A 26,739-nucleotide genomic window follows, 5' to 3' on the forward strand; every position below is an offset into this window, starting at 1 on the left:
AAAATCACTGTCCTCAACACTTCCCCTGGGAGACAACCCTCTTCGGGTTGATTGGGCAACAGGCGACAAGCCCGAGTGTATGCCATCCGCGCCAAGACCGAATATATTTCATCTGCCAGGGGGCTCCTAAGGAATGAGGGCCCAGAGGAAGCCCCAGGCACCAGGGGGATTGTGACAGCGCTCATCCGCTTGCTGCGGCAGGAAGGCTGCCTCCATTGGATGTGTTGAGTGGGAGCACTGGCTTGTCGTGGTGTTCCCCGTCACGGTCACCGAGGAATGGACGTGAGTGTGGTTACATTCTGAACCTGGCTATCACGAGCCGGGATAGGGGAGAGGGCAACATGAACCGGACGGTCAAGATGGTGAATCTTCACAAGAAGTCCTCGTGGTGCGTGCCGACTGCGGTCATTGCGCTCCTCGCCATGAGCACTGGATGTGGAGCGTCGGCGGAGGATGCGGCTGCCAATAGCGAGCAGCCGCCGAGCAAGGTGGCCAAGCCGCAGGATACGGGAGAGGCTCTGCCGATTGAATCCGTGTCGCCCACCCCGAACGAGGAGGTGATCGACCTGGGGGATCTGCTCCATGCCAGTGACGTCAGGCCGCTCTCCTCCGTGTACAGCTACTCTACCATCAACACCAACAATGCATTGCAGAACACGAAGAACTGGTCCTTCAGCCTCCAGGCCGGTCAGCTTCTGACGGTGGGCACTTGCGGCGTGACGGGGGCCTCAACCAGGGGCGCCCCTTATAATGACACTTACTTGCGACTCTATGGCCCAAGTGGGTTGCGGGTGGCATACAACGATGACGCCTGCGGCAGCGACGGCTATGGCTCGAAGATCGTCTACAGGGCTCCTGCGGCCGGGACGTACAAGCTGCATGCTGGCTGCTACCTCGCTGAGGAGTGTGGAGGCACGGTGGGCGCTACCATCGGTTGGTAGAGCCGATCTCGAGCCTCTCCTCCCCGAGGTTGGGCGCGATCGTCTCGTCGCTGGGCGGCCTCGTCGGCCTGCCCCAGCGCGCTGTCTACCACGGCACCAGCGTATAGGCGGGAGAGAAGCCATGTGGAGGGTGAGGGCTGGAGCGGAGGAGCCGAGGAGGGCCGCTGCCGGGGCCAGCAAGGCCGCGCGCCGCGCCGGTACACGGGACGCTACAACCCCTTGGGGCACACCCCTGCCCTGGCCGCCCTCGCTTGAGGAGAGCGGCAGGGAGTTGGGGCGTATTGACAGCGGCTGCGCCAGGTTCAGCACCACTCCTGCTGGGGTGGTCCCCGGGCCGGGGCCCGCTTCAGAGCCTGCGTGGGAAGTCCCAGGTGCTCCAATATCGAGCGCACCCCTGCCGGGGCCGTCACATACGCCAGCACCTTTCGCCTGCCTCCACACTGCGGACAGGCGAACACGTCCAGTGCGAACGTCCTCCTGAGCAACTCGGCCCAGTCTACTCGCGGCGTCTTCTCCTTCATCGGCTCTGTGCTGGCCGCTGGCGCATACCGCCCTCGTTGGAGATCGCGGTGGACCTCCCGCGCCACCTCGCTCCAGGCGGACCAGGGCACTCCGAGCGCCGCGTAGGCCTGGCGAAGTGGCTCGTCCACGGGAGCCGAGACCGAGTTGAGACGCCGCTTGAAGTCGGTCCGGATGCGCTTGAGCTCGCGCACCAGCGCGGGCAGGTCCTCGGCTGGACAGCCACCGGACAGCAGACGCTGGTGGGAGACGGGAACACCGCGCAGCTTGAGCAACCAAGCCGTGAAGGCCGAATAGGCGGCGGCGGAGAGGTGTCGGGAGTCCATGAGTCACTCGGAGCATAGGTGCGAACGCGCGCTCGCGAGCACAACCCTGCGACGGATTCGATTCTCGCCGCCTCCATGCGGAGCAGCCCGACGCTTTGAGCCGAATCCTCCTCTAACGAGGATGGGCGTATCGCCTGCGGGACCAAAGCCGACTTGAATGGCTTACGTTGCAGTCCCTACGGAGCGGGAAACAAATACAAGCCGTTTTGGAAGCTGTAGGGGGCAGGCACGCCAACCCGTCGCCCCAAGAATGAGTTCGGACTGGTCCATTCCAATAGCATTGCCCTGCCCGCGACGACGGTCGAGGAGCCCCCGTCAGCGGATGCGAAGCGCAGGGTTCCCACTTGGTCGAGCGCGTCGGTGACGAACGCTACTGCATGCCCATCCGGCGCCCAGGCGGCGGAACTGACACCCGATGCCAAGGTGATCGTCTTCGCCGTGCTCAAGGTCAAAACCTTCAGTATGCAGGTCCCCGGGCAATCCGTGTACAGAAGGGCTCTCTTTCCATCAGGGGACAGTGCGCCAAACCGGCCTGTGTTGCCGACAAGCACTGGAGCGGGATTTTCCACGCTCGAGAGATATAGGCCAGCATGAGGATAACTCCCAATCCCAAACAACACCTGTTGACCATCAGCGCTCAGGAACACAGGCCTGCCCACGTCGGAAGCAATATGTGTCGATACTCCGGTCCCGAGAGCAACCACCTTCAGTTGCCCGGTTCCGTTGAAGCTGGTGAGCCCGTCGACGAAAATGATCGAATTGCCGGTGAACAGCCACGCGCCGGGGCAGAGCCCGCCGCACGAACCGCCGAGAGAGTTGGTATTGACGTTCGCACCGATCACCCTGACAGGCCCGCCATCGACGGGTGCGGCGATCAGGTCACACGTGACAGTCCCAGGGACGGCGTAAAGGGCTAATCCGCTGTCAGGTGAAAAGCCGAAAAGGGAACAGCCATTGATGTTCGAGGTGAGTTGCCGTGAACCGCCACCATTTGTTTGAGCGATCACCAACGGGTAGGAGTAGGAATACATCCCCGTCGTCGCGTACAGGATGTGCGAGTTATCCGGCGAGAACACTTCAGCACCTCCGCTGAAATCTCCGGCGGCCCCCGGGCCCACCATGACCGGCCCGCTGACGCCCACCTTGGTCACGCGCTCAATGCCAGCTTCGGCTGGGCCGCAGCCATAACTGGGCCCGGCGCAATAGCCATCATTGAACGCGAGGAATTGCCGATCGGGAGAGAGTTCGTATCGGCCCACCGTCGGAAACACGATGTCCGGCCCGCCGTCGCTCGGCGTCAGGTGGAGTGAAATGGGCAGGCAGTAATTGCTAGAGGTGAATGCCTTCCACACCAACGTCCCGTCGGCGGCGAAAAGAGGCGAGAACGAGGATTCGCACGAAGTCGATCGAGGTCCCAAATCTCTGACGGTGGTGCTGCCCACTGGCGCCAGGTAGGCGTTTGTTCCACTACCGAAAGCCAGCGACTTTCCATCGGGTGCGAACGTCGGCATCGCGGAGACATTCGACATGAGGATGGTGACATCGGTTCCGTCGGCCGCTCCCATCTTGAGCGTGCTGCCGTTGAGCCAGTACAGCCACTGTCCGTCAGGAGAGTAGGCGAAATTGCTTGAAATCGAGCCGGTATCGAGGGTCCGGGATTTCTGACCGTCCAAGGTCGCAAGGAACAGCGCACCGCCATTGTCGGCCGAGTAGGAAAGAACCGACCCTGCGTTGGGAGATAGCGAGTATGCCGCTCCGGGCCAGAATCCTGAGTTCTGGAATGAGCGGAGACGAGTTCCGCGAGAGAGTTCGATGGGCGAAAGCGGATAGTATGCATGATCCAGAATCTGGGCATTGCCGCCGGCATATGTCTGAATCGCCGCGATGCCATCCTCGTAACCGGATTTTCGGAACTGCATCGAATACTGCCCTACGGGAACACAGTTGAAAGAGTAGAAGCCATCCGCGCCGGTGTAAGAACCCGCATCGAGCTGGCTTATTGATACAAGAATGCCCGAGGGGTCAGAGTCACCGGCGAGCGTCGCAAAACCGTTGACGGTGCCACTGAGCGCCGGGCAATTCACTCCTCCGTCTCTGGGGTTCGAACCGTTGTCTGCCCCACCGTTGGACCCCCCGTCCAAATTACCGCCGTTGCCTGAGCCCGCATCGCCGCCTGCGGCGCTGTTCGAGCCGCAACCTGTGCTGACAATGCTCGCAACGAGAAGCGCCAGTACCACCGTCACGGAGAGAAATTTCGTGTGCATTCGCCCTACGACCCTACTCCGCGGGGCTGCCCGCGTGGGGAGTTTCAGGCCCCCTGATCTCGAACCGAGCCGCCGGGCCTCTCCCCTCGAGGGAGGGAACGCATAAGATGGGCGGGCTCAAGGAGGCGCCTCCATGCGTTCACCGCCTCGCCCCTCGCCCCCCCGACGGAGCCCCCTCCCACCGCCGCCCCAGAGGAGGAGAAAGAATCCCCGGACAAAAGCGAGGCGGAAGTAATAGCCCTCCTCTTGGAACATCCTCAGCGGCCAACCCATCCCCTCCCCTCCGGACAATCCGCGAGGTCGATTCACCAGTCGGACCAGCCGCAACTCCCTGGAAAGACTCGGATGCCAGTGAGATCATCCGTCCACGCCAAGTCTCGTTCTCGATCGCGTCCCTCGTTTCGAGTCCTTTGACACCGTCTCGGGGCTCCGCGCTCGTCACGCTGGAGCACGGGAGGACCACGTCACTCGCGCGGAAGTGGCTCCGGCGACAAGTCCGAGAGAAACTCCCACTCGGACTCGGCCTGGCCATGACTCGAGGCGAACTCGATGGCAACCATGAACGAGGGATTGAACTCCGGTGATGCATCGCCGCCCAGTGTTGAAAGCCCTAGTGCCGCCTTGAGTCGCTGACGCAACGTCCTATCGTCAGGGAGGTTCTCGGCGAGGGTGCACTTTGCAAGGCCCAAAAGGAAGCTGGGCAGGTGACTCCCGTTCGACAGCACGTGAGTCACTGTTGGGAGCGTAGTGTTATTAGGGTTTCCGCTGGCATTCACGAAATAGCTGGCGTCAATTAGAGCGACACCCCACTCGTAGCCATCGAGAGTCATCGTCCCCTTCTGCATGAGAGTCAGGGAACGATAGCCGGACACCTCGAGGAAAGCCGACTGATGCCGGTAGGGGTGATGCTGCACAAAGAGCTGGTTCTGCGCGGGCCTCGCTGGAAAGAGATAAAAGAGCGCAGGCCGGCCATGTGGAGGCGGGAGCCAAGACACCGCCGGGGCAGATTTGATAACAGTGTCGGAATGATAGAACGCGAAATACGAGTTTGCCAGCCCAACGGCGCGCACCATCGACTTCGCCTTCTCAACGTGGTTCGAAGACGCAGCGTATTTGAGCGACGTAGCGGTGAAGTCCTGACGCTTCGCCTGAACGAGAACCACCTTCCGAACTTCCCGACGATTACCTGCTCCGTCGTCGTCCTGGCCTCGCATTACTAGGACAAAGTCAGCACCGAGGCGACTCTCATCCAGCTTGGCGAGGTCCGTCACCTTCACCTGCATACGGCTGGCGGACCCGACGCTTCCAAGGTACGCGTTCGCCACATCATAGAGCTCGAATAGGTCACGCAAGTCGGCCGTCAGCGTCTCTTCATAGGCGCCCGACCGTCTTCCGAGGCTGGCTCGTGCCATGACGTGCGAGGCGACGACGTAGCCGAGCACACCGAGGACATACTCGACTTCGGGGTCCAGCATCCATCACACTCCTATCCATCACACTACTAAACCGACGCTCACGATTCTCGAACGGGGCTGGAGAGTAGGCGGGCGCAGACCGAGCGGGAAGAGGCGGCATGGGCACTCCCCGTTCGGCTCTGTGTACGCAGAGGTGGGCCGCGACTGGTGCCTGCCCGGGCAGTGCCGGGTGGTGCTGACGCCCGGCAACAACCAGAAGCGCTATCTGGCTGGCGCGCTCCATTCGCGCACCGGGTAGCTGACGTGGGTGGAGGGAAGGTCGAAGGCCAGTGCCCTCTTCATCCAGCTGCTGTGGCGCTTGGCGGGTGAGTACCGTGACGCCCGGCGCCTGCACCTCATTGTCGAGCCGAGCTCAGGCGTGTCGCCTGAGCCCGTACGAGAATCCCGATCCCTCGTTTAGGCGATTTGGCGAGGGGCAGTGCTCCCGCTCGGGCTGCCGATGCTCACTGGATGGCTACAACAGCTCCCCGAGTGGTACGCGGGACGGGTGGACGGCCCGAGGTTGCGAGAGGCATATTTGATGGCCAGCAATGGGCGCCACGGCCTCGAGGTGGACCTATGTTCGAGCATAGCTTGTGCTGCACTTCCAGCAATCCGGGCCTCGCAGGGACCAAAAAAGAACCAAATCCAATGGACGGTCCCGGACGCCTCTGAACAGAAGAGCGCCCCTCTTTTCAGAGGGGAAACCGAGTAGGCCGCCGTTGGCCCGAGTAGGGACCAAATCCGCCCGTGCGGCTTCGCTTCCCGCCGCTTTCAATAGAGGTTGCCCGCCGTCTTGCGTCGAACCCACTCCTAACAAGGAGGAGCGGCTGTGCACTCCCGGCCCGCCCTCCCCTCCTGACACACCCGACACCTTTTCCAGGCCAGTCCCTCATGGTTCCCTCGGCAACCTCACACACCACACCGGGAGGAGCATGTTGGCCACGAGAAAGCATGGAACCAGAACGCGGAGCACCTGGAAGCCGGCGGTTTTTCTCCTGGTGCTCGTGGCGGCCCTTGGTGCTCACGCGGAGCCGCCCTCCTTCACGCGTCCAGGCCGTCTTGGGAGTATGTAGACGCTTCAGTCGAGCAGTTGCATGAGGTCCGCCCGGGTGATGGCCGCTCCCCCCGAGGCTCCGCCGAGCGCGGACTCGAAGAGCGCCCGCTTCTTCTCCTGCAGGGTGAGGATCTTCTCCTCCACCGTGCCCCGGGACACCAGCCGGTACACCATCACCGGCCGCTGCTGGCCGATGCGGTGCGCGCGGTCCGCCGCCTGCGCCTCCACCGACGGGTTCCACCACGGGTCCACCAGGAAGACGTGGTCCGCCGCCGTGAGGTTGAGTCCCGTGGCGCCCGCCTTGAGCGAAATCAACATCACCGGTGGTCCCTCCGGATCCTGGAACCGCTCGGCCACGGCACCGCGATTGGCCGTGCTCCCATCCAGCCGGATGAAGCCGATGCCCGCCTCCCGCAGCGCTGGCTCGATGAGATCCAACATGGACGTCCACTGCGAGAAGACGAGCGCCTTGTGCCCATCCGCCACCGCGGTGCCGAGCGCCTCGATGAGCGCCTCCACCTTGGAGGACGTCTTCGCCTGCTGTCCCGGCACGAGCGCGGGGTGGCACGCCGCCTGGCGCAGCCGCAGCAGCGCCTCCAGCGCCTTGAGCACGCTGCCCCCTTCCTCCAACTGGGACACCACCTCCTCGCGCGTGGCGGCGTACACCGCGTCATAGACGGCGCGCTCCCGCTCGCTCAGGGTGACGTGCCGCACGGACTCGGTGCGCGGCGGCAACTCGGGCGCCACGTCCCGCTTGAGCCTGCGCAAGACGAAGGGACGGATGCGCGCGCGCAACCGCTCGGCCGCGCCCTTCTGGTTGTCCGACACCGGCCGCGCCCACCGCTCCTCGAACTCCTTGCGCCCCCCGAGCAGCCCCTGGTTGGTGAAGTGCATCAGGCTCCACAGCTCCTCGAGCCGGTTCTCGATGGGCGTGCCGCTCAAGGCCACCCGGAAGGCGGCCCGCAGCCCGTACGCCGCGCGCGCCACCTGGCTGTCCGGGTTCTTGATGGCCTGGGCCTCGTCCAACACCACCGTGTCCCACTCCTTCGCGCCCAGTACCTCCGCGTCCAGGCGCAGCAGCGCGTAGGTGGTGAGCGTCACGTCGGCCGTCTCGTCCAGCACGCGGCCGGGGCCGTGGTAGACGGACACCTTCAGCGAGGGCCGGAAGCGCTTCACCTCCGCCTCCCAGTTGGGCAACACGCTCGTGGGCGCCACCACCAACGAGCCCGGCCCCAGCGTGCAGATCGTCTGCAACGTCTTGCCCAGACCCATGTCGTCCGCGAGCACGCCGCCCAGTCCCGCCTGCCGCAGGAAGGTGAGCCAGCTCAAGCCCTGGAGCTGGTAGGGGCGCAACGTGGCGGTGAGATCCTCGGGCAGCCGCGCGTCCGGCAGCTTCTCGAAGCCCTGGACCAGGGGCGCCAGCTTCTCGAGCCCGGGCGGAGGGGGGTGCTCCAGCGCCTCGCACAGCCCGGTGAGCTGAGGGATGGCGTGGTTGGCGAGCCGCCCATCCTTCCCCCGCGCGGCCAGCAGCTCCGCCACGCGCTGGCCGTGCGTCTTCAGCCACTCGGTGGGCAGGGGGGCCCATCCGCCGCCCTCCAGCGGCACCAGACCGAGCCCCTCCTCCCACGCGCGCATCACCGCGCCCGCGTCCACCGAGCGGGGCGCGCCATCCCCCGCTCCCTCCACCTGGAAGTCGAACGAGAAGCCCACCTGGGGCACCCCCTCGCGCGAGGCCCCCGCGTCCACCGACAGCGAGGGGCGAAGCTGCACATGGGGACTCACCACGCGCGCCGCGTCGCCGGTGAGGTCGCCCCGCCAGCGCCGCAGCTTGTCGGCGAGCTGCACCGCCTCCTTGCCCTGCACCGTCACGCGCCGGCCGGGCACCATGTTCAGCTCGTCGCGCAACTGGTGGATGAGCTTCTGCTCGGCGGCCTCGTCGCGCACGGGCACCGCGCCCTTGAGGTACACCATGCGCCCGTTGTCGATGCGCACCGAGGGCGGCGCGCCGTACACCAGGGTGGGCAGCACCGAGAGCCCGGAGTCGAGCTGGTTCAGCTCCACGGAGATGCGCGGCTTGAGCGTGCGATCAATGGGCGGCAGCCGCTGGCTCCGCACGTCCACCGGCATGCGCCGCGCGAGGTCCGGCAGCACCTTGCCGGTGAAATCCCCCATCTGCGCGGGCGAGAAGACCTTCTCCTGCGGCAGGCTCTCCAGCCACGCGCCGGTGAGGCCCTGCTCGCCGAGCGGGCAGAGCGCGCCCCCGCATACCGCCACCCCGGCACTCACCACCTCGGTGATGCGCGGGTCCTTCTCGATCTTGAGCACCGTCTGCTCGCCACGGTCCTCCACGGTGACGCGCGGCAGGAGGGGCTCGCTCGACACGGACACCAGCGCGCCGTCGAAGATCACCGTGCGCGCGGGCTCCAGCACGCGCAGCAGCGCGCCGAGCCGCTCGGGAGGAAGCGCGCCCTTGGTGGGCCGCGACAGCAGCTTGTCCGCGAGCAGATCGCACGGCTCCACGTGGATGCGCACCGCCTCCACGGGGTTGGCCAGCAGCGACGCCAGACTGCGCGCGAGCAGCCGCGCGGTGTTGTCCGGACGCACCAGCAGGCGCTCGAGTTGCAGTCCTCCGTCCACGCGCTTGAAGCGGTACACCATGCGCTCCGGCTTCGGCGCGGTGCCCGGGCGCGCGGCAGTCTGGGCCGTGGGGGCCTGGGCGGGAGCGGGCCGATTCGGAGCGAGCCGGTTCGGAGCGGGCATGGGCCGCGCGGCGGGGCGCGGCGCGGCAGCGGGCTGGGTCCGCGATTGGTGGAGGACGATGGCCGCCGCCACCACGTGCTCGCAGGGATCCACCCGGCCGCGGCAGTCACACTCCCAGATTTCATCCTCCGGGTAGAGCACGGTGGTCAGGGGCGCCGGCCTGCCCGCGGCGCGCACCCGCAGGACGGCTTCTTCCTCTCCGACGGACTGCACCGAGACGGCACCCGCGCGGGCCAGGCCCATACCAGCGGACCAGGTGTCCGGGCGCGCTTCCTCCCGGACGGCTTCGAGCAACTCCGCGGTCACTGACATACGAGGACTGCTATCCCCGCGCCGGGCCCCACGCAAAAAAAGGCCTCCGGCCCGGGCGGCCCCGCGCCCAGGGTGTGGCCATCGCTGGAATTCCAACAGCTCGCCCGCATGAGGGCGGATTCCAGAGGGGAGCGTGCCCCATGCTCCGCGCCGCGGCGCCGGGCTCGTACTCGCACCCGGCGTCACAAGGCCCATCCCTTCACCCGGAGGAAATCATGAAGTCGCGAATCGTGATGTTGGCGGCCCTGTCCGCGTCGCTCATCCGCTGTGCCTCGGGCCAAGGTGCCCTCGCGCCCGACCAGGCCCAGGTCGCCGGGGGCATCGTCCAGGGCTCCGTGGAAGAGGGCGTTCTGTCCTTCAAGGGCATCCCCTTCGCCGCGCCGCCCGTGGGCGATCTGCGCTGGCGTCCCCCCCAACCCGTCCAGGCGTGGAGCGGCGTGCGTCAGGCGACCGCCTTCGGTCATGACTGCATGCAGGTGCCCTTCGCGGGCGACGCCGCTCCGTTGGGCACGCCGCCCGCCGAGGACTGCCTGACGCTCAACGTCTGGCGCAAGGCCGATGCACCCGCGAACGGCAAGCTGCCCGTCATGGTGTGGATCTACGGCGGCGGCTTCGTGAACGGCGGCTCGTCTCCGCCCGTGTACGACGGCTCCCGGTTCGCCAGACAGGGCGTGGTGCTCGTCAGTTTCAACTACCGGCTCGGCAGGCTCGGCTTCTTCGCGCATCCGGCGCTGACGGCCGAGGCCAACGGCGCGCCCACCGGCAACTTCGGCTACATGGATCAGCTCGCCGCCCTGGAGTGGGTGCGCGATCACATCGCCGCCTTCGGAGGAGATCCGAACAACGTGACCATTTTCGGCGAGTCCGCGGGCGGCTTCTCGGTCCACACCCTGCTGACCTCGCCGAAGTCACGCGGCCTGTTCCACCGGGCGATCATCATGTCGGGAGGCGGGCGCGGCCATTTGATGGGTGAGAACAGGCTGAACGAAGCCTCGCCGACGGGTAAAGCCTCGGCGGAGGACATTGGCGAGCAGTACGCCAAGGTCGTCGGCATCCAGCAGACCGGTCCGGAGGCCCTGGCCGCGTTGCGCGCCCTGCCCGCCGAGCGGCTCGCGGACTTCAACCTGATGAACATGGGCACGCCGACCTACGCGGGCCCCATGATCGACGGGCAGATCGTCACCGAGTCACCGGATGCCGCCTACCGCGCCGGACGCTGGGCCAAGGTGCCGGTGATGGTGGGCGCCACCAGCGCGGACCTCGGCTACGGCCTCGCCCGGAGCAAGGAGGAGTTGTTCGCCTCCTACCCGGCTCCGGAGGCGGCGCGCGCGGCCTATGATCCCACGGGAACCGCCGAGCTGCCCGCCCTGCTCGCCCTCACCGGGATGGATCGCACCATGATCGAGCCCGCGCGCCACACGGCCCGCGCCGCGGCCGAGCAGGGACAGCCCGCCTGGCACTACCGCTTCTCCTACGTCGCCGATTCCATGCGCTCCGAGTGGAAGACGGGCGCTCCGCACGCGACCGAGATCCCCTACGTGTTCGACACGGTCGAGCTCAAATACGGAGAGAAGACGACCGATCGCGACCGTCAGGCCGCTCACGCGGCCAACACGTACTTCGTCCGGTTCGCCAAGACGGGCAACCCGAACGGAGAAGGTCTGCCCGAGTGGCCGCGGTATGAACCCGCGACGGATCAACTCGTGGACTTCTCGGCGAGCGGCGAGCCGGTGCCCCAGGCCGATCCGTGGAAGGCCCGCCTGGACGTGACCGCGGCCGCCGCGGACGCCGCCGCCCAGAAGCGCTGACGCCCGTCAGCACCCAAGGGGACGCCACACCCGCGCCGCAATCGCTTGTCGCGGCATGCGGGTGTGGGGATGATGCGCCGCGTCTTCCTCGTAAAGGCCGAAACACATGAAATCTCTGATCACGTCGGCGTGCATCACGGCATTCCTGCTGCTGGGTTGTGGTGCGAGTCCATCCAACACGGACACGCCGTCGACCCCTTCCCCGGGCACTCCTTCCGGGGGAGACGCGGGACCCCAGCCGGTGGTGACCAAGAGCGCCAAGCGGGGAATCGCCTTCGACTTCGCGGCGCCCGAGGATCTGGCCGCCGTCGCTCCCGGGGTGAGCTGGTGGTACAACTGGAGCGGTCGGCCCCACGCGAACGTGCCCGCGGACTACCGGTCGCGCTACGGCATGGACTTCATCCCCATGCTGTGGAACGGCAACTTCGACGCCGCGAAGACCGAGTCCTTCCTCAAGGCCCATCCGGAGATCCAGTACCTGCTGCTGCTCAACGAGCCCAACCTCAATGATCAGGCCAGGATGACGCCCCAGGACGCGGCGAAGCTGTGGCCCCGCTACGAGAGCGTCGCCGCGAACACGGGGGTGAAGCTGGTGGGCCCCGCGATGAGCTGGGGCACCCTGGAGGGCTACTCGGATCCGGTGGTCTGGCTGGATGCCTTCTACGCGGCCTACCGCGGGGCGAATGGCAACCGCGACCCGCGCATCGATTACATCGCCTTCCACTGGTACGACTACGGGCTCGGGGGCCAGCTCGACCGGCTCAAGAAGTACGGCAAGCCCTTCTGGGTCACGGAGTTCGCCAACTGCCACAGCCAGAAGGATGGCGCGCAGATCGACTCGGTGGCCAAGCAGAAGGCCCAGATGGCGGACATGGTGGCCGTCTGCGAGAGCCGCGCGGACGTGTTCCGCTACGCCTGGTTCACGGGCCGGTGGACGAATGACCCGTGCTTCGCGAGCCTGCTGGGCGCGCCGGGCACCCTGACGGAGCTGGGCGCCCACTACCTCTCGCTCCCCTACCGCTGACGCGCCTCACCACTCCGTGTGGCGGTAGTCCTTGAAGAAGTTGCCCCACACGTACTGGCCGCTGTTCACCGAGGAGATGACCGGATCCACCACGCGCGCCGCGCCGTCGACGATGTCCAGCGGCGGCTGGAAATCCGCCTCCCGCTGCTTGCGCTCGGCGAAGACCACCGGGTCCTCGTCGGTGACCCAGCCGGTGTCCACCGCGTTCATGAAGATGCCGTCCTTGGCGTAGTCGGACGCCGAGGTCAGCGTCATCATGTTCAGCGCGGCCTTGGCCATGTTGGTGTGCGGGTGTTTGTCCGTCTTCTTCCCGCGCGAGAAGCTGCCCTCCATGGCGGAGACGTTCACGATGTGGCCGGGCGTGGAGCGCTCGCGCATCATCAGCGGCTTGAGCTTGCCGCACAGGATGAAGGGCGCCACCGCGTTCACCAGGTGCACCTCGAGCATCTCCGCGGTGGGCACGTCCGCGAGCCGCATCCGCCAGGAATTCATCCGCCGCAAGTCCACCTGCTGAAGGTCCGCGTCCAGCCGGCCCTCGGGGAACAACGCGCGCGTGTCCCCCTCCTGCTCGAGCGCGTATGGCAACAGCGACAGCGCGGCGGACGAGTGGATGCCGAGCGCGGGATCGGCGCTGCGCCACGTGGGCTCGAGCGCCTGGGCGCCCTCCCCCAGGACGGGACGCAGCTCGGCGACACACGCCTCGTGTCCGGCGAGCAGCGGGCGCGCCTCCGCCGGGAGCTCGCCAACGGGGAGCAGCTCGCCCTGGAGCAGGTGCGCGTAGAAGCCGGGCGGACGGCGCACCGTCTGCGCCGCGTTGTTGATGAGGATGTCCAGCCGGTGGTGCGTCCGCTCGATGTGCCGCGCGAACAGCTCGACACTGGGGGCGTGGCGCAAATCCAATCCGTGGAGGTGCAACCGGTGTGACCACTCCGCGAAGTCGGGCTCGCGCAGGTAGCGCCGCGCCGCGTCCTTGGGAAACCGCGTGGTGGCGATCACCCGCGCCCCCGAGCGCAGCAGCATCAGCGACGCCTGGTAGCCAATCTTCACGCGCGCCCCGGTGATGAGCGCCACCTGTCCGGACAGGGACGCCCGCTGGGTTCGCTTGGCGTAGTTGAAGTCCGCGCACGCCCCGCACATGGCGTCATAGAAGAAGTGCAGCTTGCGGAACTCCGCCTTGCACACGTAGCACTGGCGCGCGACCTCGAGCAGCCGCTCCGGCCCCTCCGAGGGCGGCGGCGGAAGCAGCGGCACCGTGAAGACGGCGCTGCGGCGCAGCGAGCGGATTTCCGTCCCCGCGCGCAGCCCCCGGTCGTGCTCGCGCTTCGTCTCCTTGCGCTCGCGCCGGAGCGCCTTGGCGAGCCGGGCCTTCGTTTCCCGGTCCGGGTGCACCACGTTGCCGGCAGCGGTCAGCAGCGCGATCCGCTCCGCCTCGGGGATGGTCTTGAGCAGGCGGCGATCCCCGGCCAGCTTCTCGAGCAGGTGCGTGCACCGGAGAACCTCGTCCAGGGACGGGGGAGCGGGCACTTCGGCGGGGGGCGTCTGGGCTTCTGCATCCTTCATGCCCCGAGTCCATACCTTCCGCGGCGGGTCCCGGAAAGGACGGGTGAAGTCGCCCCAACGGGCAGTAAGTGGACAACCAGGCCCTGAAACGATGTGCTCGGCCAGTTGACGTATGTCCTACATCGTCCCCTCCAAGTGAAATTGGCGCCCACAATGAAGGTGTCCCCCACATCTTCCCGGGAATCGGGTCAAGCGGCCGTCGAGGCCGCCCTCATCATCCCCATGATGGTGTTCATGGTGCTGGGCATCATCCAGCTGGGGATGATGTACCAGGCGCGGTTGATGACGGAGTACGCGGCCTACCGCTCCGCGCGGGCGGGAATCGTCAACCACGGCAGCTGTGTGAACATGCACTACGCGGCCTTGTTCGCCGTGCTGCCCACGCTCGGGCCCACCCCCTTGGGAAATCCGGGTCGGGTCGACACCCTGGACAGGGCGATCCAGGTCTACGCGGAGTATGCCGAGGAGGGAATGAACAGCCCGAGGCTCTTCCACATCCCCGGCCAGCTCGAGAAGCTGCGCGTGGAGGTGCTCAATCCCAAGAGGAGCCAGATCTCGGGTCTCTTCTCCACCTATGGCGATGCCATGAAGGCGCAGGAGATCGACTACGACGACGTGCGCGATGACACCATCGTCGCCGCCAACCTGCTGACGGTGCGCATCACCTATTTCTACGAGATGCGCATCCCCTTCGCCAACTGGCTCATCCACGGCTGGTTCATGGGCTTCGACTCCCTGGACAAGCTCAGGGGCCTGCAGTTCGAGAACCAGCGCCTGGGGGGCGGAGCCTCCCACCAGGCCCTGGAGGCGCTGGGCGCGAACAAAGGCAAGACGAGCCGGCAGAAGAATGACTACAGGCTCATCTCCGGCCTCGCCCTGGACCAGCGCAAGTACATCATCCCCCTGAGCGCGAACTATTCCATGCGCATGCAATCCAACATGATGCAGAAGCACGTCAGCCCCTGCGCGGTGGACGAATGACGAGGAGCCCCTGATGTTCCGTCTGATTCGCAAGCTGCGCCGCGACGAGCGCGGACAGGCCATGATCATCGGCGCCATCGCCATGCTCATCCTGGCCGTCATGGTGATGACGTCGGTGAGCATCGGTCACGGCGTCTACTCGAAGATCAAGACCCAGGACGCCGCGGACGCCCAGTCCTACTCCATCGCCGTCAAGCAGGCGCGGACCTATAACTTCCTGGCCTACACCAACCGCGCGATGGTGGTGCACTACTCGGCCATGCTCACGCTGGTGTCCTACGTGAGCCATGCCCTCTACCTGCAGAAGACGGTGGGCACCGCCGCGAAGTACCTCAAATACATCCCCGCGATCGGCGCCATCTTCGCGGCCATCGAGCAAGCCATCAACGCCTGGGTCAAGGTCGTGGACATCCTGGTCCAGACGATCGTCCCCATCCTGACCTACATCAACATCGGGTTATGGCTGGCCCAGGAGGCCCTGCTGCTGTCCACGTACATGGACATCTACACCGCGCAATCACTCCAACCCTTCTCGGGAACGGATCCAAAAGCCAGGTATGGCTTCGCGGATGAAGACTCCAGCGGAATCGGGGGCGGCTTCAACGGCATCATGAACCTCAGCAACGCGACCAACTTCCTGCACGTGTTGGATGACGGCCCGAACTCGAGTGGCAGCACCGCCTCGGTGGACACCGGACTGAAAACCCGCAAGAAGTTGCTCAGCGGCAGCAACGCGTTGAGCGATCCCAACATGGCGAAGTACCGCCTGCTCATGGGCAACGTCGCCAACAGCGTGCGCAAGGAGTGGACGGCGCGCGGCAAGGGACCCCTGCTCATCGGCCGCCGCTGGAGTGTCAACGTCTGCTTCGGTGTGGGGATCTCCATCGACAAGGTGGCGGACTCGCAGATCAAGAGCTTCGTCTCGCAGAACCGCCGGGACGAGCTCTTCGCCTCGGACGACATCAGCATGCGGGTGCTGGCCCCCTGCCTCGGCCCCTTCCGCAAGACCATCTTCAAGTTCGACTACAAGGTCCGCGTCACGGCGAACAAGGAAGGGGGCTTCCATCAGGCGAACGGCTCGAAGTCGAGCTCGCATCATTCGTGGCAGGGCATCACGCCCTTCGTCCTCGCCGATCCGAGCTACTGGTCTCCGTGGATCTACCACTTCGGCTACCCGTGCAACATGGTGTTCGCCACCAAGGACGTGATGGCGGCGCGCGAGGTCTTCCAGCTCCGGACGAACTTCATGAAGGGTCAGGGCAGCGGCCATATCGACGGCAATGGCGAGCTCGACATGACCCAGGACAAAACGGGTAACGGCATCTTCACCGAAGCGACAGGCGGCATGCTCGCCATGTCGGTGGGGCGCGCCATCTATCATCGTCCGGGGAACTGGAAGGAGGAGCCCAACTTCTACAACCCCTTGTGGACGGCCCGCCTGGCGCCGGTCACCACGCACTGGGAACAGCAGCTCGTGGGGATCATGACAGCCGTCATGACCAACTGGGGCGCCGTCGAGCCCTGGATGCTCAACTACTGATGGAGACCGGGGCCATGAATCCTCCCTTCCCCCACCCCCGCGCCAGGCGCCGAGCGCGCCGCCTTGCGGCCCGCCGGGGCAGCTCGACGGTCGAGTTCGCCATCATGGCGCCGATCCTCGTCGTGCTCGTGCTGTGGTCCAACTACTTCTGGGAAGTCCTCCGGGTGCGCATCAAGGCCGCCGAGGCCGCGCGCTTCATCGCCTTCGAGCGCACGGTGCGCAAGGATCTGGGGCAGATCACCGCCGAGGCCCAGAGCCGCTATCAGGATCTCAATGGCTCGGACAAGGGCGTGGCGCTCGGCGCGGGCTTCCGCAACAAGCTCACCCTCTCCTTCTCCGCCAGCGACAAACCCGCGCCCATCGGGGGCTCGCTGTCGGAGGCGGGCTCGAGCGCGGGGGTGGGCGGAATGCTCGGCATGGTCACCTCCCTGGTGGGCGACTCCGTGGAGACCATCGTCAACAAGCTGGGCTTCGACGCGTCGAAGGGCGCGGTGCAGAGCACGGTGAGGATCCAGCTGGAGAACCGGATCATCCCGGAGCGGATTGGCCAGTACGTCACCGGCTTCTCCGACAACAAGCTGGACCTGGGCTTCACCGAGTCCTTCTACCTGTACCACGACACCTGGCGCGCCTGGCAGCCGGGAGACAACCCGAAGAACAACAAGGGCATCGTGGAGAGCCGGGTGCGCGAGCGGGTGCGGAAGGTGGCCTATCTGGGGCTGCTCGACAGCGCCGCGGGCTCGGGACTGAGCGCCATCGGCTCGGTGCTCAGCCTGTTCGGGCTCGAGTATCCCTTCGACAATGATTTCATCGACAAGGCGGTCCTCGTCCGGGGGGTGAAGGAAGACGGCTACTACCCCGCTCCGTCCCCGGCGGGCACCCGGCCCACGCGCACCATGCCAGGAGACGTGCTCCAGGCGGCCTATTGGCAGTCGGACGACAAGGCTTGCTTCAACAACTGCGAGCCAGACGTGATCAAGGTCAAGCGAGGCATCAAGAACAGCACCAATGGCCGCGAGGCCAACTGGCCGATGCGCGCCTATGAATGCCGGGGTGATTTCTTCCAGGGAGCCATCAAGTCGGACCAGCCGGAGTCGGTGTACTCGCAGGTCGGCAACTTGAGCGACTCCCAGAGCTACTTCAACTACGGCGCGAAGGCGTGCGACGAGGATCCGGACGCGACCAGTCACTGAAGCGCGGATGAGGGTGAGCCAGGACGGCACGGCATGTGGGGAATGAGTCGATGAGGTTGTCGGACAAGACAGGCAAGGTGCCGAGGGCCCTGGGGCTCGTGGGCGTGCTCGCGCTCATCGCCACGGTGATGTGGATGCCCGAGCCGCCCCCCGAGCCAGAAGCCGAGGTGCTCGAGCCCCTCCCTCCCCAGGCGCAGCAGCTGCCCGAGCCACCGCCTCCGCGCCCCACGGAGACCGTGCAGCGCCTGCGGAGGATCGTCCCGGTCTTCCCCGGAGCCCACCTGGTGCCCATGGGCCAGTTGCAGGCCAATGGCAACCCGATGGAGATGGGCTTCTTCGAGGTGAGGACCTCCGCCCGCGAGGTGATGGACTTCTACGTCCAGCAGTTCGAACAGCGGGGCCGTCAGGTCGTCGAGCAGCCGGATGGCTCCGGGGGCGGAGCGGTCAACTACTACGACGAGAAGCTGGGAGCGCTCGTCACCGTCAACGTGATGGCCGGAGGCACGCAGGTGTCCCCGAGAACGCGGGTCTTCCCCGCTATCATCGAGGCCCCCGAGGGCATCCACCTCAAGGCCGAGCCCCCCGCGGTGCTGCCCCAGCCCGAGGGCCTGGTGACGGTGCTGCGCGTGGATGATCAGAACCCGGGCCCGGCGCAGGACAGCGCCACGCTCACGCAGCTCGCCCGGGGCACGCCCCGGGAACTCGCCAGCTTCTACCGCAAGGAGATGGCCGTGCGCGGCTACTCCGCCGTGGGCGGACACAGTGGCAAGGACGTGGAGGAGCTCGACTTCGAGCGGCGGGGGGAGCGGGTGTCCCTGACCCTCTCCGCCATGCGCACGAAGGAAGGCAACCCCGAGACCATCATCGCCGTGGTGATGGAGAAGAAACAGAGAGAGGTCAGACCATGAAGAGGCTGACGAGCCGTTGGGCCCGGCGCGACCGTGGCCAGCAGCTGACGGAGTTCACGTTGCTGTCCGCGGCGCTGCTGGTGATGGGGGGCGGGCTCATGCACTTCGCTCCCGACATGCTCGGCGTCATCACCATCTACCTGCGCGGCTTCTACGTCATCCTCGGCTTTCCGCTCGGCTGATGTCCGGGCTCGCACGAGCCCTCCGCTCACTCCTCGGGCAGGCGGGGAATGGCGACGGGCACCGACTTGAGCTCCGGGCGAGCCCCCGTGCCCGTCTTGCGCGCCACCCAGGTGGCGCCATCGCCGCCGCGCACGGACTCCACGCCGAAGAGCGGCACCTTGTCCGACAGCACCGCCTCGGCGGCACGTCCATCCTCCAACCGCCAGGTGCGCCGCACCGCCTTGCCCGCGAAGGGGCCCGACTTCACCGGCGCCTCCGTCTCCGGGCCCGGCCGCCCGCGCAGTTCCGGGGCGTCCGCGGGCAGGTCCACGGGAATGGAGATGGGCGCGTGGGGCTCCAGCGCCAGCGCCAGCCGATCCACCATCGGATGCGTGTCGCCGATGAGCCACAACACCACCAGCGAGCGCGGCTTCACGTCCAGGTACTCGAACTCGACCTGGAACATGGGCCCGTCCTTGCGCTCGGTGCGACCCACCACCGCGGCCCGCACCCGCACCTTGCCCTCCTTCGTGGTGACGTCGTACTCGACGAAGGTGCCCACCTCGGGGCGGAACTTCCCGTAGAGCAGCGGCAGGGGCACCAGCGTGCGCGCTTCTTCCAGGCGCGACTCCTCGACGGTGGGCGTGCCCGCGTCGACGGGCGTGCCGGCATCGGGGAGCGGGCCCGCGGGCGATCCAGGGCCAAGCTGGAGCGTGAGGGCGAGGACGGAGGCGAACAGGACAGGGAGCATGCCGGGTACTATCCGGCCCCACCGTGGACGGCGACAAGCCGCCCGACATCGAAACAGGAGCAAGCATGAGCCGGATCTGGGCAGTCATCCTGACGCTGTGGTTCGCCGCCATGCCCACCGCGTCCGCGCAGGGGGAAATGTTCGGGCTGCCCCTCGTGCCCCAGAGGAATGGGTGGGCACGCTACACCGCCCAGTCCTCCGACGGAGCCACGGAGCTCGTCTTCAAGGTGGGCGCGTTCGGCACGCACAAGGGCAGGAGGGGACAGTGGTACATCCTCGAGATGGACGCACCGGGCATGGGGCGCATCGCCCTCCACTTCCTGGTGGCCGGGGAGAAGTTCTCACCCGAGAACCTGCTCCTGGTGCGCTCGTACATCCCGGGCCGGGAGACCCAGGAGCAGGAGCCCCCCAGGGACACCGAGGGCGAGTCCCCCCCGATCAAGATCCTGCGCAAGCACCCCGAGACGGTGGCCGGGCGGCAACTCGAGGTGACGGAGTATCTCATCGGCGACAAGCTCAAGGCGGGCTGGTCTCCCTCCGTCCCCGGGCTCGGGATGACCTACCTCAACGGAGACAATCCGCTGCGGCTCGTGGCGTTCGGCGTGGGAGGAGATCCCTGGAAGGGCTCGGGCTCCGGGCTGCCCCAGTGGCCCGAAGCCGAGAAGGGCAAGGAGAAGGAGAAGGAGAAGGACAAGAAGTAGGGCAGCTCAACCCCGAGGGGCCTTCGCGGACAGCCCCGCGCGCACGAGCACCTTGCGCAGCGCCTCGGAGTCCGGGTCCACCAGGCGCGTGTGGATGTGGAGCTGATCGCCCCGCCCCGCCCGCAGCAGCGTGCGCGGCGGCTCGTCCCGGGTGCGCCGCAGCTCGAACCACTCCAGCTCGGAGAAGCGGGTGCGCTTGCCCAGCTGGTCCACGAAGCCCTCGGAGGACAGCAGCAGCGCGGGCACCAGGTGCAGGCCCACCCCCATCAGCCACGCGCTCAGCATCAGGCAGAAGGCGCCCAGCGCGGGCCGCGTCCCGGTGGCCAGCACCTGCACCCCGATGAGCACCAGCACCGCCAGCACCCCCATCACCTGGAGATAGGTCTCGGAGGAGGCCCGGGAGGCGAGCACCACGACCGCGCGGGCGCGCAGCAGGGACACCAGGGCCACCAGGGACAGGAGGGCCACGCCCCCGGCCGCCACGGCCACGGCCAGCTCCAGCGCCGCCTGCCGGCCCACGAGCGCGCGGGACTCGCGCACGAGCCAGACCGCGCCCCCGAGGAAGGCCACCAGCGCCAGGGCATGGAAGGCGACCGCGCGAGTGGGAAACGACGGGACACGCATGGGCAGAGAAGATATCCCGGGGACGGGAGGAGCGGGCATGTCACAGAACCGGGGACTCGGTGCCGAGGCGCGCCGGTTGGCGGAAGACGAGCGGAGGGATCACAACTGGAAGCGGTGGGGGCCCTACCTCTCCGAGCGCCAGTGGGGCACGGTGCGCGAGGACTATTCGCCCGGGGGCACGAGCTGGACGGACTTCCCCCACGCGCACGCGCGCAGCCGCGCCTACCGCTGGGGCGAGGACGGCCTGCTCGGCATCACGGACCGCGAGTGCCGGCTGTGCTTCGCCGTGGCGCTGTGGAACGAGAAGGACGCCATCCTCAAGGAGCGCCTCTTCGGCCTCACCGGCCCCCAGGGCAACCACGGCGAGGACGTGAAGGAGGAGTACTTCTACCTCGACTCCACCCCCACCCACTCGTACCTCGAGGCGCTCTACAAGTACCCCCAGGCCGCCTTCCCCTACGAGCGGCTCATCGAGGAGAACCAGCGCCGGGGCCGCGGCGCCCCCGAGTTCGAGCTGCCCGACACGGGCGTCTTCGCGGAGCGCCGCTACTTCGACGTGCGCGCCGAGTACGCCAAGGCGGGCCCGGACGATCTGCTCATCCGGCTCACCCTCACCAACGCGGGGCCCGAGACGGCGCGTCTGCACGTGCTGCCCACGCTCTGGTTCCGCAACACGTGGGACTGGGGCCGCGAGGGCGAGGGCTACTGGCCCCGGCCCCACATGACCGCGCTGAGCACCCACGCGCTCGTCGCCGAGCACGCCTCGCTGGGCCGCTTCCAGTGGCACGCCGAGCCGACCCCGGGCCGCCCCACCCCACCGCTGCTCTTCACGGAGAACGAGACCAACCGCGAGCGGCTCTTCGGTGTGCCCAACGCGGTGCCCCATGTGAAGGACGCGTTCCACGACGCCGTGGTCCAGGGCCGCCGCGGGGCCGTCAACCCAGCCGGCACGGGCACCAAGGCCGCCTTCCACCACGTGCTGGAGCTGCCCCCGGGAGGCCAGGCCGTGCTCCGGCTGCGGCTCTTCGCCGAGGCGCAAGCCCCCACCCAGCTCTTCGGCGGGTCCTTCGACGCCCTCTTCGCCCAGCGCATCGCCGAGGCGGACGAGTTCTATGACTCCCGGCTGCCGCGCACGCTCTCCCCGGAGGAGCGGCGCGTGGCCCGGCAGGCCTACGCGGGCCTCCTGTGGACCAAGCAGTTCTACCACTACGCGGTGAAGCCCTGGATGGAGGGAGACCCCAGCCAACCGACGCCGCCCCCCTCGCGCCAGCAGGGGCGCAACCGCGACTGGGGGCACCTGTACAACCGGGACATCATCTCGGTGCCGGACAAGTGGGAGTACCCCTGGTACGCGGCGTGGGATCTCGCCTTCCACATGATTCCCTTCGCGCGGGTGGACCCCGTCTTCGCCAAGGAGCAGCTCGTGCTCTTCCTGCGCGAGTGGTTCATGCACCCCAACGGCCAGCTCCCCGCGTACGAGTTCGAGCTGTCGGACGTGAACCCGCCCGTGCACGCCTGGGCCTGCTGGAGCGTGTACAAGATGACGGCGTCCCACGGGAAGAAGGACACACTCTTCCTCAAGCGCACCTTCCACAAGCTGCTGCTCAACTTCACCTGGTGGGTGAACCGCAAGGACGCCGAGGGGAAGAACCTCTTCGCCGGCGGCTTCCTCGGGCTGGACAACATCGGGGTGTTCGACCGCTCCAAGCCCCTGCCCACCGGCGGACGGCTGGATCAGGCGGACGGCACCGCGTGGATGGCCTTCTTCTGCACCACCCTGCTCGCCATGGCGCTGGAGCTCGCTCACGACGATCCCTCCTACGAGGACATCGCCTCCAAGTTCTTCGAGCACTTCGTGGCCATCGTGGACGCGATGAACAACCTGGGCGGCACGGGCCTGTGGGACGAGCAGGACGGCTTCTATTACGACGAGCTGCTCCTGGAGGGCCAGGCCACACCCCTGCGGGTGCGCTCGATGGTGGGGCTGGTGCCGCTGTTCGCCGCGGAGATCCTCGAGGACCGGCGCCTCGAGCGCCTGCCGGGTTTCTCCAAGCGCCTGCGCTGGTTCCTGGAGAACCGCGCGGACCTGTCACGCAATACCTCCTACCTCACCCGGCCAGACGGCAAGGGCTGTCTGCACGGGCACCGGCTCCTGGCCATTCCCTCGCGCGAGCGGCTCCTGCGGGTGCTGCGGCGGGTGTTGGATCCCGAGGAGTTCCTCTCGGATTACGGCATCCGCTCGCTCTCGCGCGTGCATGCCTCCGAGCCGCTCGTGTTCAACGTGAGGGGCGAGGAGTACCGGGTGGCCTACGTGCCCGGCGAGTCCGACAGTGGCATGTTCGGCGGCAACTCCAACTGGCGTGGCCCGGTGTGGTTCCCCCTCAACTACCTGCTCATCGAGGCGCTCGAGCGCTACCACCACTTCTATGGCGAGAGCTTCCAGGTGGAGTGCCCCACGGGCTCGGGACGGATGATGACGCTGGCGCAGGTGGCGCGCGAGCTGTCGGCGCGGCTCAGCCGGCTCTTCCTCCCGGACGCCACGGGCCGCCGCCCCTGCCACGGAGACGACCCGCGCTTCACCGACAACCCCGACTGGCGCGACCTGGTGCTCTTCCACGAGTACTTCCACGGCGACACCGGCCGGGGACTGGGCGCCACGCACCAGACGGGTTGGACGGCCCTGGTGGTGCAATGCCTCGAGGAACTCCACAAATCCTCCGGGTAGCTCGGACGGGGACCGCCTGGCGTCCGTGCGCTATGCTCGTGGGAGATGAGTGACACGAGCGGCGCGCCGGTACGCAAGCTGGCCATCGAGGTGCGGAATCTCCACAAGTCCTTCGGCGACCAGCAGGCCCTGCGGGGCGTGGACCTCGTGGTCCCCGAGGGCACCACCTGCGTGCTGATGGGGATGTCCGGCTCGGGCAAGTCGGTGCTGATGAAGCACATCATGGGCCTGTTGCGGCCCGACCGGGGCACGGTGCTCGTGGAGGGACAGGAGGTGGCGAAGATGGACGAGGCCACGCTCGATCAGATGCGCCGCAAGCAGGGCATCCTCTTCCAGGCCAATGCCCTCTTCGACTCGCTCAACGTCTTCGACAACGTGGCCTTCCCGCTGCGCGAGCGCACCCGCATGCCCGAGGAGGAGATCCGCAAGACGGTGAACGAGACGCTGGCCAAGGTGGGGCTGTCCCACGCGGCCCAGCGCTTCCCCGGCGAGCTGTCCGGCGGCATGCAGAAGCGCGTGGGCTTCGCGCGCGCCACCATCCTCCAGCCGAAGATCCTCCTGTACGACGATCCCACGGCCGGTCTGGATCCGCTCACCACCGCCGCCGTCAACGAGATCATCGTCACCGGCAAGCAGCAGCTCGGGGCGACCTCGCTCGTCATCACCCCGGACGTGGCATCTGCCTTCGGCATGGCCGACAGCCTCGCCATCATGCACGAGGGCCTCGTCGTCGCGTCGGGCCCACCGGACGTGGTCCGCGAGTCCCCCCACCCGGCGGTGAAGGCCTTCCTGCGCAACTGGCTGGCACGCCGCTCGAAGAACCGCACGCCCCAGGGTTGACAGCCCGCGGGGCCGCCAGCGAGGAAGGACGGTATGATCACACTCCCCGAAGGCGCGTCGATGAAGGACTACCAGCGCTACATCCACGAGCTCGAGACGCTGCATGGATGGCTGAAGGTGGACCTGGTGCACAACTGCTTCCTCATGGGCGAGGAAGTGGGCGAGCTGTTCAAGGCGGTGCGCCGCTACAACAAGTACTACGACGAGGGGAAGAGCACCCCGACCGAGGAGGCCAAGGCCCACCTCGCCGAGGAGCTGGTGGACGTCTTCAACTACCTGGTGGCCATCGCCAACCGGACGGGCGTGGACCTGGAGCAGGCGTTCCGCGACAAGAACGCGCGCAACCAGCAGCGCACCTGGAGCTGAGCGGCGCTCACAACGCCGCGGCGAACCTCGCGGCGATGGGCACGGCGACCCGGCCCCCCACCCCGCCCCCCTCCACCAGCACGGCGAAGGCAATGCCCTGGCGGAAGCCGATGAACCACGCGTGCGTGGGCAGGGGCGAACCGGTGCCGAACTCGGCGGTGCCCGTCTTGCCCGCCAGCCCCGTCACGCCCACGGCCGACCGGCCCGAGCCCTCGGTGACCACGGCCCGCATCAGCGCCTGCAGGGGCGCGCGGGTTCCCGGGGCGAGCGGGGCGCTGGGGCCTCCCGACAGCTCGGTGAGGAGATAGGGCGAGCGCCACCTGCCCGACTCGGCCGCCGCGGCCACCGAGGCCATGTGCAGCGGCGTGGCCAGGACACGGCCCTGGCCGATGGCGGCCGCCGCCCGCTCGGCATCATCCCGGGGCACCGGGAACGAGGCGCCAGGAGAAGGCAGCCCCACGTTGTACGGCACGTCGAAGCCGAAGCGGTGGGCCGCGTCCTCGAGTACGCCCGGGCCGAGCCCCGCCGCCAGCGTCACGAAGGCGGTGTTGCAGGAGTGGGCGAAGACCTGACGCAGACGGGAGTTCCCGAACGCCTCGCCCTCGAAGTTGCGAAACGTCTTGCCCCCCACCGTCGCCGTGGGCGGGCACGACACCGCGGCGTCCACGCCCATGCCCCGGGCGAGCAGCGCCTCCGACGTGACGACCTTGAACGTCGAGCCGGGCGGATAGCGGCCGGTGAGCGCGCGATTCAACGGCTGCTCGAGCGGCCGGCTGGCGAGCGCGAGGATGGCGCCCGTGCGCGTGTCCACCGCGACGAGCGCCGCGGGCTGGGCCACTCCGTCGAGCGCGGCCTCCGCGGCCGACTGCACCTCGGGCAGCAGCGTGGTCCGTACCGGCGTGCCCGGTGCGCCCTCGAAGCGGCCGAGGACGCGCACCTCGCCGGAAGGACGGGTGAGGCGCACCTCTCCGGACGGCAGCCCCGCGAGCCGCGGCTCATGGGCCAGCTCCAGTCCCGACAGGCCCACGGTGTCTCCCGGCTGGTAGGTCGGCCCCAACCGTTCGAGCAGCTCGGCCGTCACCTCCCCCACCCGGCCCAGCGTGTGCGCCGCGAACCCCTCCTCCGGGGTGAGCCAGGCGCTCTTGCGGCGGAAGAAGATGCCCGGCACGGGCGCCAGCGCCGGACGCACCTGCTGGTAGAGCGCGGGCCGCACGTCGATGATGGGTACGAAGTGCTCGGGGGACACGCCCGGCGCGTTCAGCGTCTTGTCCAGCCGCACCGGATCCACGCCCAGCCGCGCCTGGAGCGCCGAGGCGACGGCCGCGCGGCTCTGGATGCGCCGGGGCTCGACACCAATGGTGATGACCTCGCCCTCGCCGGTGAGGGGATGTCCCCGCCCATCGAGCAGGCGGGCCCGCGCGGGACGCGTCCTCGTGCGCGAGAAGCGGTCCCCCTCGCGCGCCTCGGGGTGCAGCACCGCCGGAGACCAGCGCACCCACCAGCGCCCTTCCCGGCGCACGAAGCGCAGCACGCCGTCCACCTCCCACTCGCCCAACCCGCGCAGCACGTGCAGGGCACGGAAGGTGACCAGGGCGCTGTCCTCCCCGCGCTCGACGCGGCCTGGCTCGAAGCGCGAGGCGATGATGCGCAGCTCGTCCCGGAAGCGCTGATGTTGCGCCTCGAGATCGGCCGGCGGCTCGACCACCGCGCGCCGCATGGCGGCGAGATCCCCCTCGCCCCAGGCGCGCAGGTAGTCCCGCGCCACGTCGAGCGGGCCTGTTTCCACCGGCGCCGGCCGACCACGTACGGACACACACGAGGCCAACATCAAGGCCATCGCGACACTGACTACCCTCCACCCTCGCCAGAACACGCCTCGCACTGTGCGGGCGCTCTCCGGCGAGTCAAGAAACGAGGTGGAGG

Annotated in this window: 20 protein-coding genes; 12 read left to right on the forward strand and 8 right to left on the reverse strand. The window is 67.6% G+C overall.

The features are described from left to right. Positions 1-341: 341 nt before the first annotated feature. On the forward strand, positions 342-941 hold the full coding sequence (locus F0U63_RS35755; RefSeq protein ID WP_395837121.1) for a PPC domain-containing protein: 600 nt from the start codon (positions 342-344) through the stop codon (positions 939-941). Positions 942-1,243: 302 nt separating this feature from the next. On the opposite strand, the gene F0U63_RS35760 is transcribed toward F0U63_RS35755, so the two are convergent. The 4 genes from F0U63_RS35760 to F0U63_RS35775 all read right to left on the reverse strand — a co-directional run bounded on the left by F0U63_RS35760 (position 1,244) and on the right by F0U63_RS35775 (position 9,633). Continuing rightward, a complete protein-coding gene (locus F0U63_RS35760) occupies positions 1,244-1,786 on the reverse strand; it encodes a hypothetical protein (protein WP_395837123.1) in 543 nt (180 codons plus the stop codon). Between the two features lie 176 nt (positions 1,787-1,962). Then, the gene (locus tag F0U63_RS35765) at positions 1,963-4,050 is read right to left on the reverse strand and encodes a hypothetical protein (RefSeq protein WP_395837125.1); all 2,088 of its coding nucleotides are present in this window, start codon (positions 4,048-4,050) and stop codon (positions 1,963-1,965) included. Between the two features lie 464 nt (positions 4,051-4,514). Next, positions 4,515-5,525 carry a hypothetical protein gene (locus F0U63_RS35770; RefSeq protein WP_395837127.1) on the reverse strand — a complete coding sequence of 337 codons (1,011 nt, stop codon included), beginning with the start codon at positions 5,523-5,525 and terminating at the stop codon, positions 4,515-4,517. A 1,060-nt stretch (positions 5,526-6,585) separates the two neighbouring features. Beyond that, a complete protein-coding gene (locus tag F0U63_RS35775) occupies positions 6,586-9,633 on the reverse strand; it encodes an SNF2-related protein (protein ID WP_395837129.1) in 3,048 nt (1,015 codons plus the stop codon). A 215-nt stretch (positions 9,634-9,848) separates the two neighbouring features. Here F0U63_RS35775 and F0U63_RS35780 point away from each other — a divergent pair, with 215 nt between their 5' ends. Together F0U63_RS35780 and F0U63_RS35785 are read left to right on the forward strand one after the other, a co-directional pair. Continuing rightward, on the forward strand, positions 9,849-11,441 hold the full coding sequence (locus F0U63_RS35780) for a carboxylesterase/lipase family protein (RefSeq protein ID WP_395837131.1): 1,593 nt from the start codon (positions 9,849-9,851) through the stop codon (positions 11,439-11,441). 106 nt (positions 11,442-11,547) lie between these two features. Then, a complete protein-coding gene (locus tag F0U63_RS35785) occupies positions 11,548-12,465 on the forward strand; it encodes a glycosyl hydrolase (RefSeq protein ID WP_395837133.1) in 918 nt (305 codons plus the stop codon). 6 nt (positions 12,466-12,471) lie between these two features. Here the strand turns inward: F0U63_RS35785 and F0U63_RS35790 are convergent, their stop codons facing one another. Further along, on the reverse strand, positions 12,472-14,025 hold the full coding sequence (locus tag F0U63_RS35790; protein WP_395837135.1) for an SDR family NAD(P)-dependent oxidoreductase: 1,554 nt from the start codon (positions 14,023-14,025) through the stop codon (positions 12,472-12,474). A gap of 153 nt (positions 14,026-14,178) precedes the next feature. On the opposite strand from F0U63_RS35790, the gene F0U63_RS35795 reads away from it, so the two are divergent. Genes F0U63_RS35795 through F0U63_RS35815 form a run of 5 tightly spaced genes read left to right on the forward strand, consistent with a single transcriptional unit; the run spans position 14,179 to position 18,829 of the window. After that, positions 14,179-15,006 (forward strand): TadE/TadG family type IV pilus assembly protein, encoded by an 828-nt coding sequence (locus F0U63_RS35795; RefSeq protein ID WP_395837137.1) that lies wholly within the window; start codon positions 14,179-14,181, stop codon positions 15,004-15,006. A 13-nt stretch (positions 15,007-15,019) separates the two neighbouring features. After that, positions 15,020-16,546: a TadE/TadG family type IV pilus assembly protein gene (locus tag F0U63_RS35800; protein ID WP_395837139.1), complete on the forward strand. Its 1,527-nt coding sequence runs from the start codon at positions 15,020-15,022 to the stop codon at positions 16,544-16,546. A 14-nt stretch (positions 16,547-16,560) separates the two neighbouring features. Next, complete coding sequence (locus F0U63_RS35805; protein ID WP_395837141.1) at positions 16,561-17,739, forward strand: TadE family protein; 1,179 nt, start codon at positions 16,561-16,563, stop codon at positions 17,737-17,739. Positions 17,740-17,795: 56 nt separating this feature from the next. Beyond that, positions 17,796-18,647, forward strand: a complete 852-nt coding sequence (locus tag F0U63_RS35810) for a hypothetical protein (protein ID WP_395837143.1) — start codon at positions 17,796-17,798, stop codon at positions 18,645-18,647. Further along, positions 18,644-18,829, forward strand: coding sequence for a hypothetical protein (locus F0U63_RS35815; protein ID WP_395837145.1), 186 nt, complete (start codon positions 18,644-18,646; stop codon positions 18,827-18,829). Before F0U63_RS35810 ends, F0U63_RS35815 begins: the two co-directional genes overlap by 4 nt. A 26-nt stretch (positions 18,830-18,855) precedes the next feature. Here the strand turns inward: F0U63_RS35815 and F0U63_RS35820 are convergent, their stop codons facing one another. Continuing rightward, positions 18,856-19,560 carry a hypothetical protein gene (locus tag F0U63_RS35820; RefSeq protein WP_395837147.1) on the reverse strand — a complete coding sequence of 235 codons (705 nt, stop codon included), beginning with the start codon at positions 19,558-19,560 and terminating at the stop codon, positions 18,856-18,858. Between the two features lie 65 nt (positions 19,561-19,625). Between F0U63_RS35820 and F0U63_RS35825 the strand changes: the two genes are divergently transcribed. After that, on the forward strand, positions 19,626-20,261 hold the full coding sequence (locus F0U63_RS35825; protein ID WP_395837149.1) for a hypothetical protein: 636 nt from the start codon (positions 19,626-19,628) through the stop codon (positions 20,259-20,261). A gap of 6 nt (positions 20,262-20,267) precedes the next feature. On the opposite strand, the gene F0U63_RS35830 is transcribed toward F0U63_RS35825, so the two are convergent. Next, on the reverse strand, positions 20,268-20,885 hold the full coding sequence (locus tag F0U63_RS35830) for a hypothetical protein (RefSeq protein WP_395837151.1): 618 nt from the start codon (positions 20,883-20,885) through the stop codon (positions 20,268-20,270). Between the two features lie 37 nt (positions 20,886-20,922). Here F0U63_RS35830 and F0U63_RS35835 point away from each other — a divergent pair, with 37 nt between their 5' ends. Genes F0U63_RS35835 through F0U63_RS35845 form a run of 3 tightly spaced genes read left to right on the forward strand, consistent with a single transcriptional unit; the run spans position 20,923 to position 24,816 of the window. Next, complete coding sequence (locus F0U63_RS35835) at positions 20,923-23,610, forward strand: MGH1-like glycoside hydrolase domain-containing protein (RefSeq protein WP_395837153.1); 2,688 nt, start codon at positions 20,923-20,925, stop codon at positions 23,608-23,610. A 45-nt stretch (positions 23,611-23,655) separates the two neighbouring features. Beyond that, a complete protein-coding gene (locus F0U63_RS35840) occupies positions 23,656-24,450 on the forward strand; it encodes an ABC transporter ATP-binding protein (protein ID WP_395837155.1) in 795 nt (264 codons plus the stop codon). Between the two features lie 33 nt (positions 24,451-24,483). Next, a complete protein-coding gene (locus F0U63_RS35845; RefSeq protein ID WP_395837157.1) occupies positions 24,484-24,816 on the forward strand; it encodes a MazG nucleotide pyrophosphohydrolase domain-containing protein in 333 nt (110 codons plus the stop codon). A 7-nt stretch (positions 24,817-24,823) separates the two neighbouring features. Here F0U63_RS35845 and F0U63_RS35850 read toward each other — a convergent pair whose 3' ends face one another. Beyond that, positions 24,824-26,653 carry a penicillin-binding transpeptidase domain-containing protein gene (locus F0U63_RS35850; RefSeq protein WP_395837159.1) on the reverse strand — a complete coding sequence of 610 codons (1,830 nt, stop codon included), beginning with the start codon at positions 26,651-26,653 and terminating at the stop codon, positions 24,824-24,826. Positions 26,654-26,739 lie beyond the last annotated feature (86 nt).

The sequence above is a fragment of the Cystobacter fuscus genome, from assembly GCF_044360685.1.
GTDB lineage: Bacteria > Myxococcota > Myxococcia > Myxococcales > Myxococcaceae > Cystobacter > Cystobacter fuscus_C.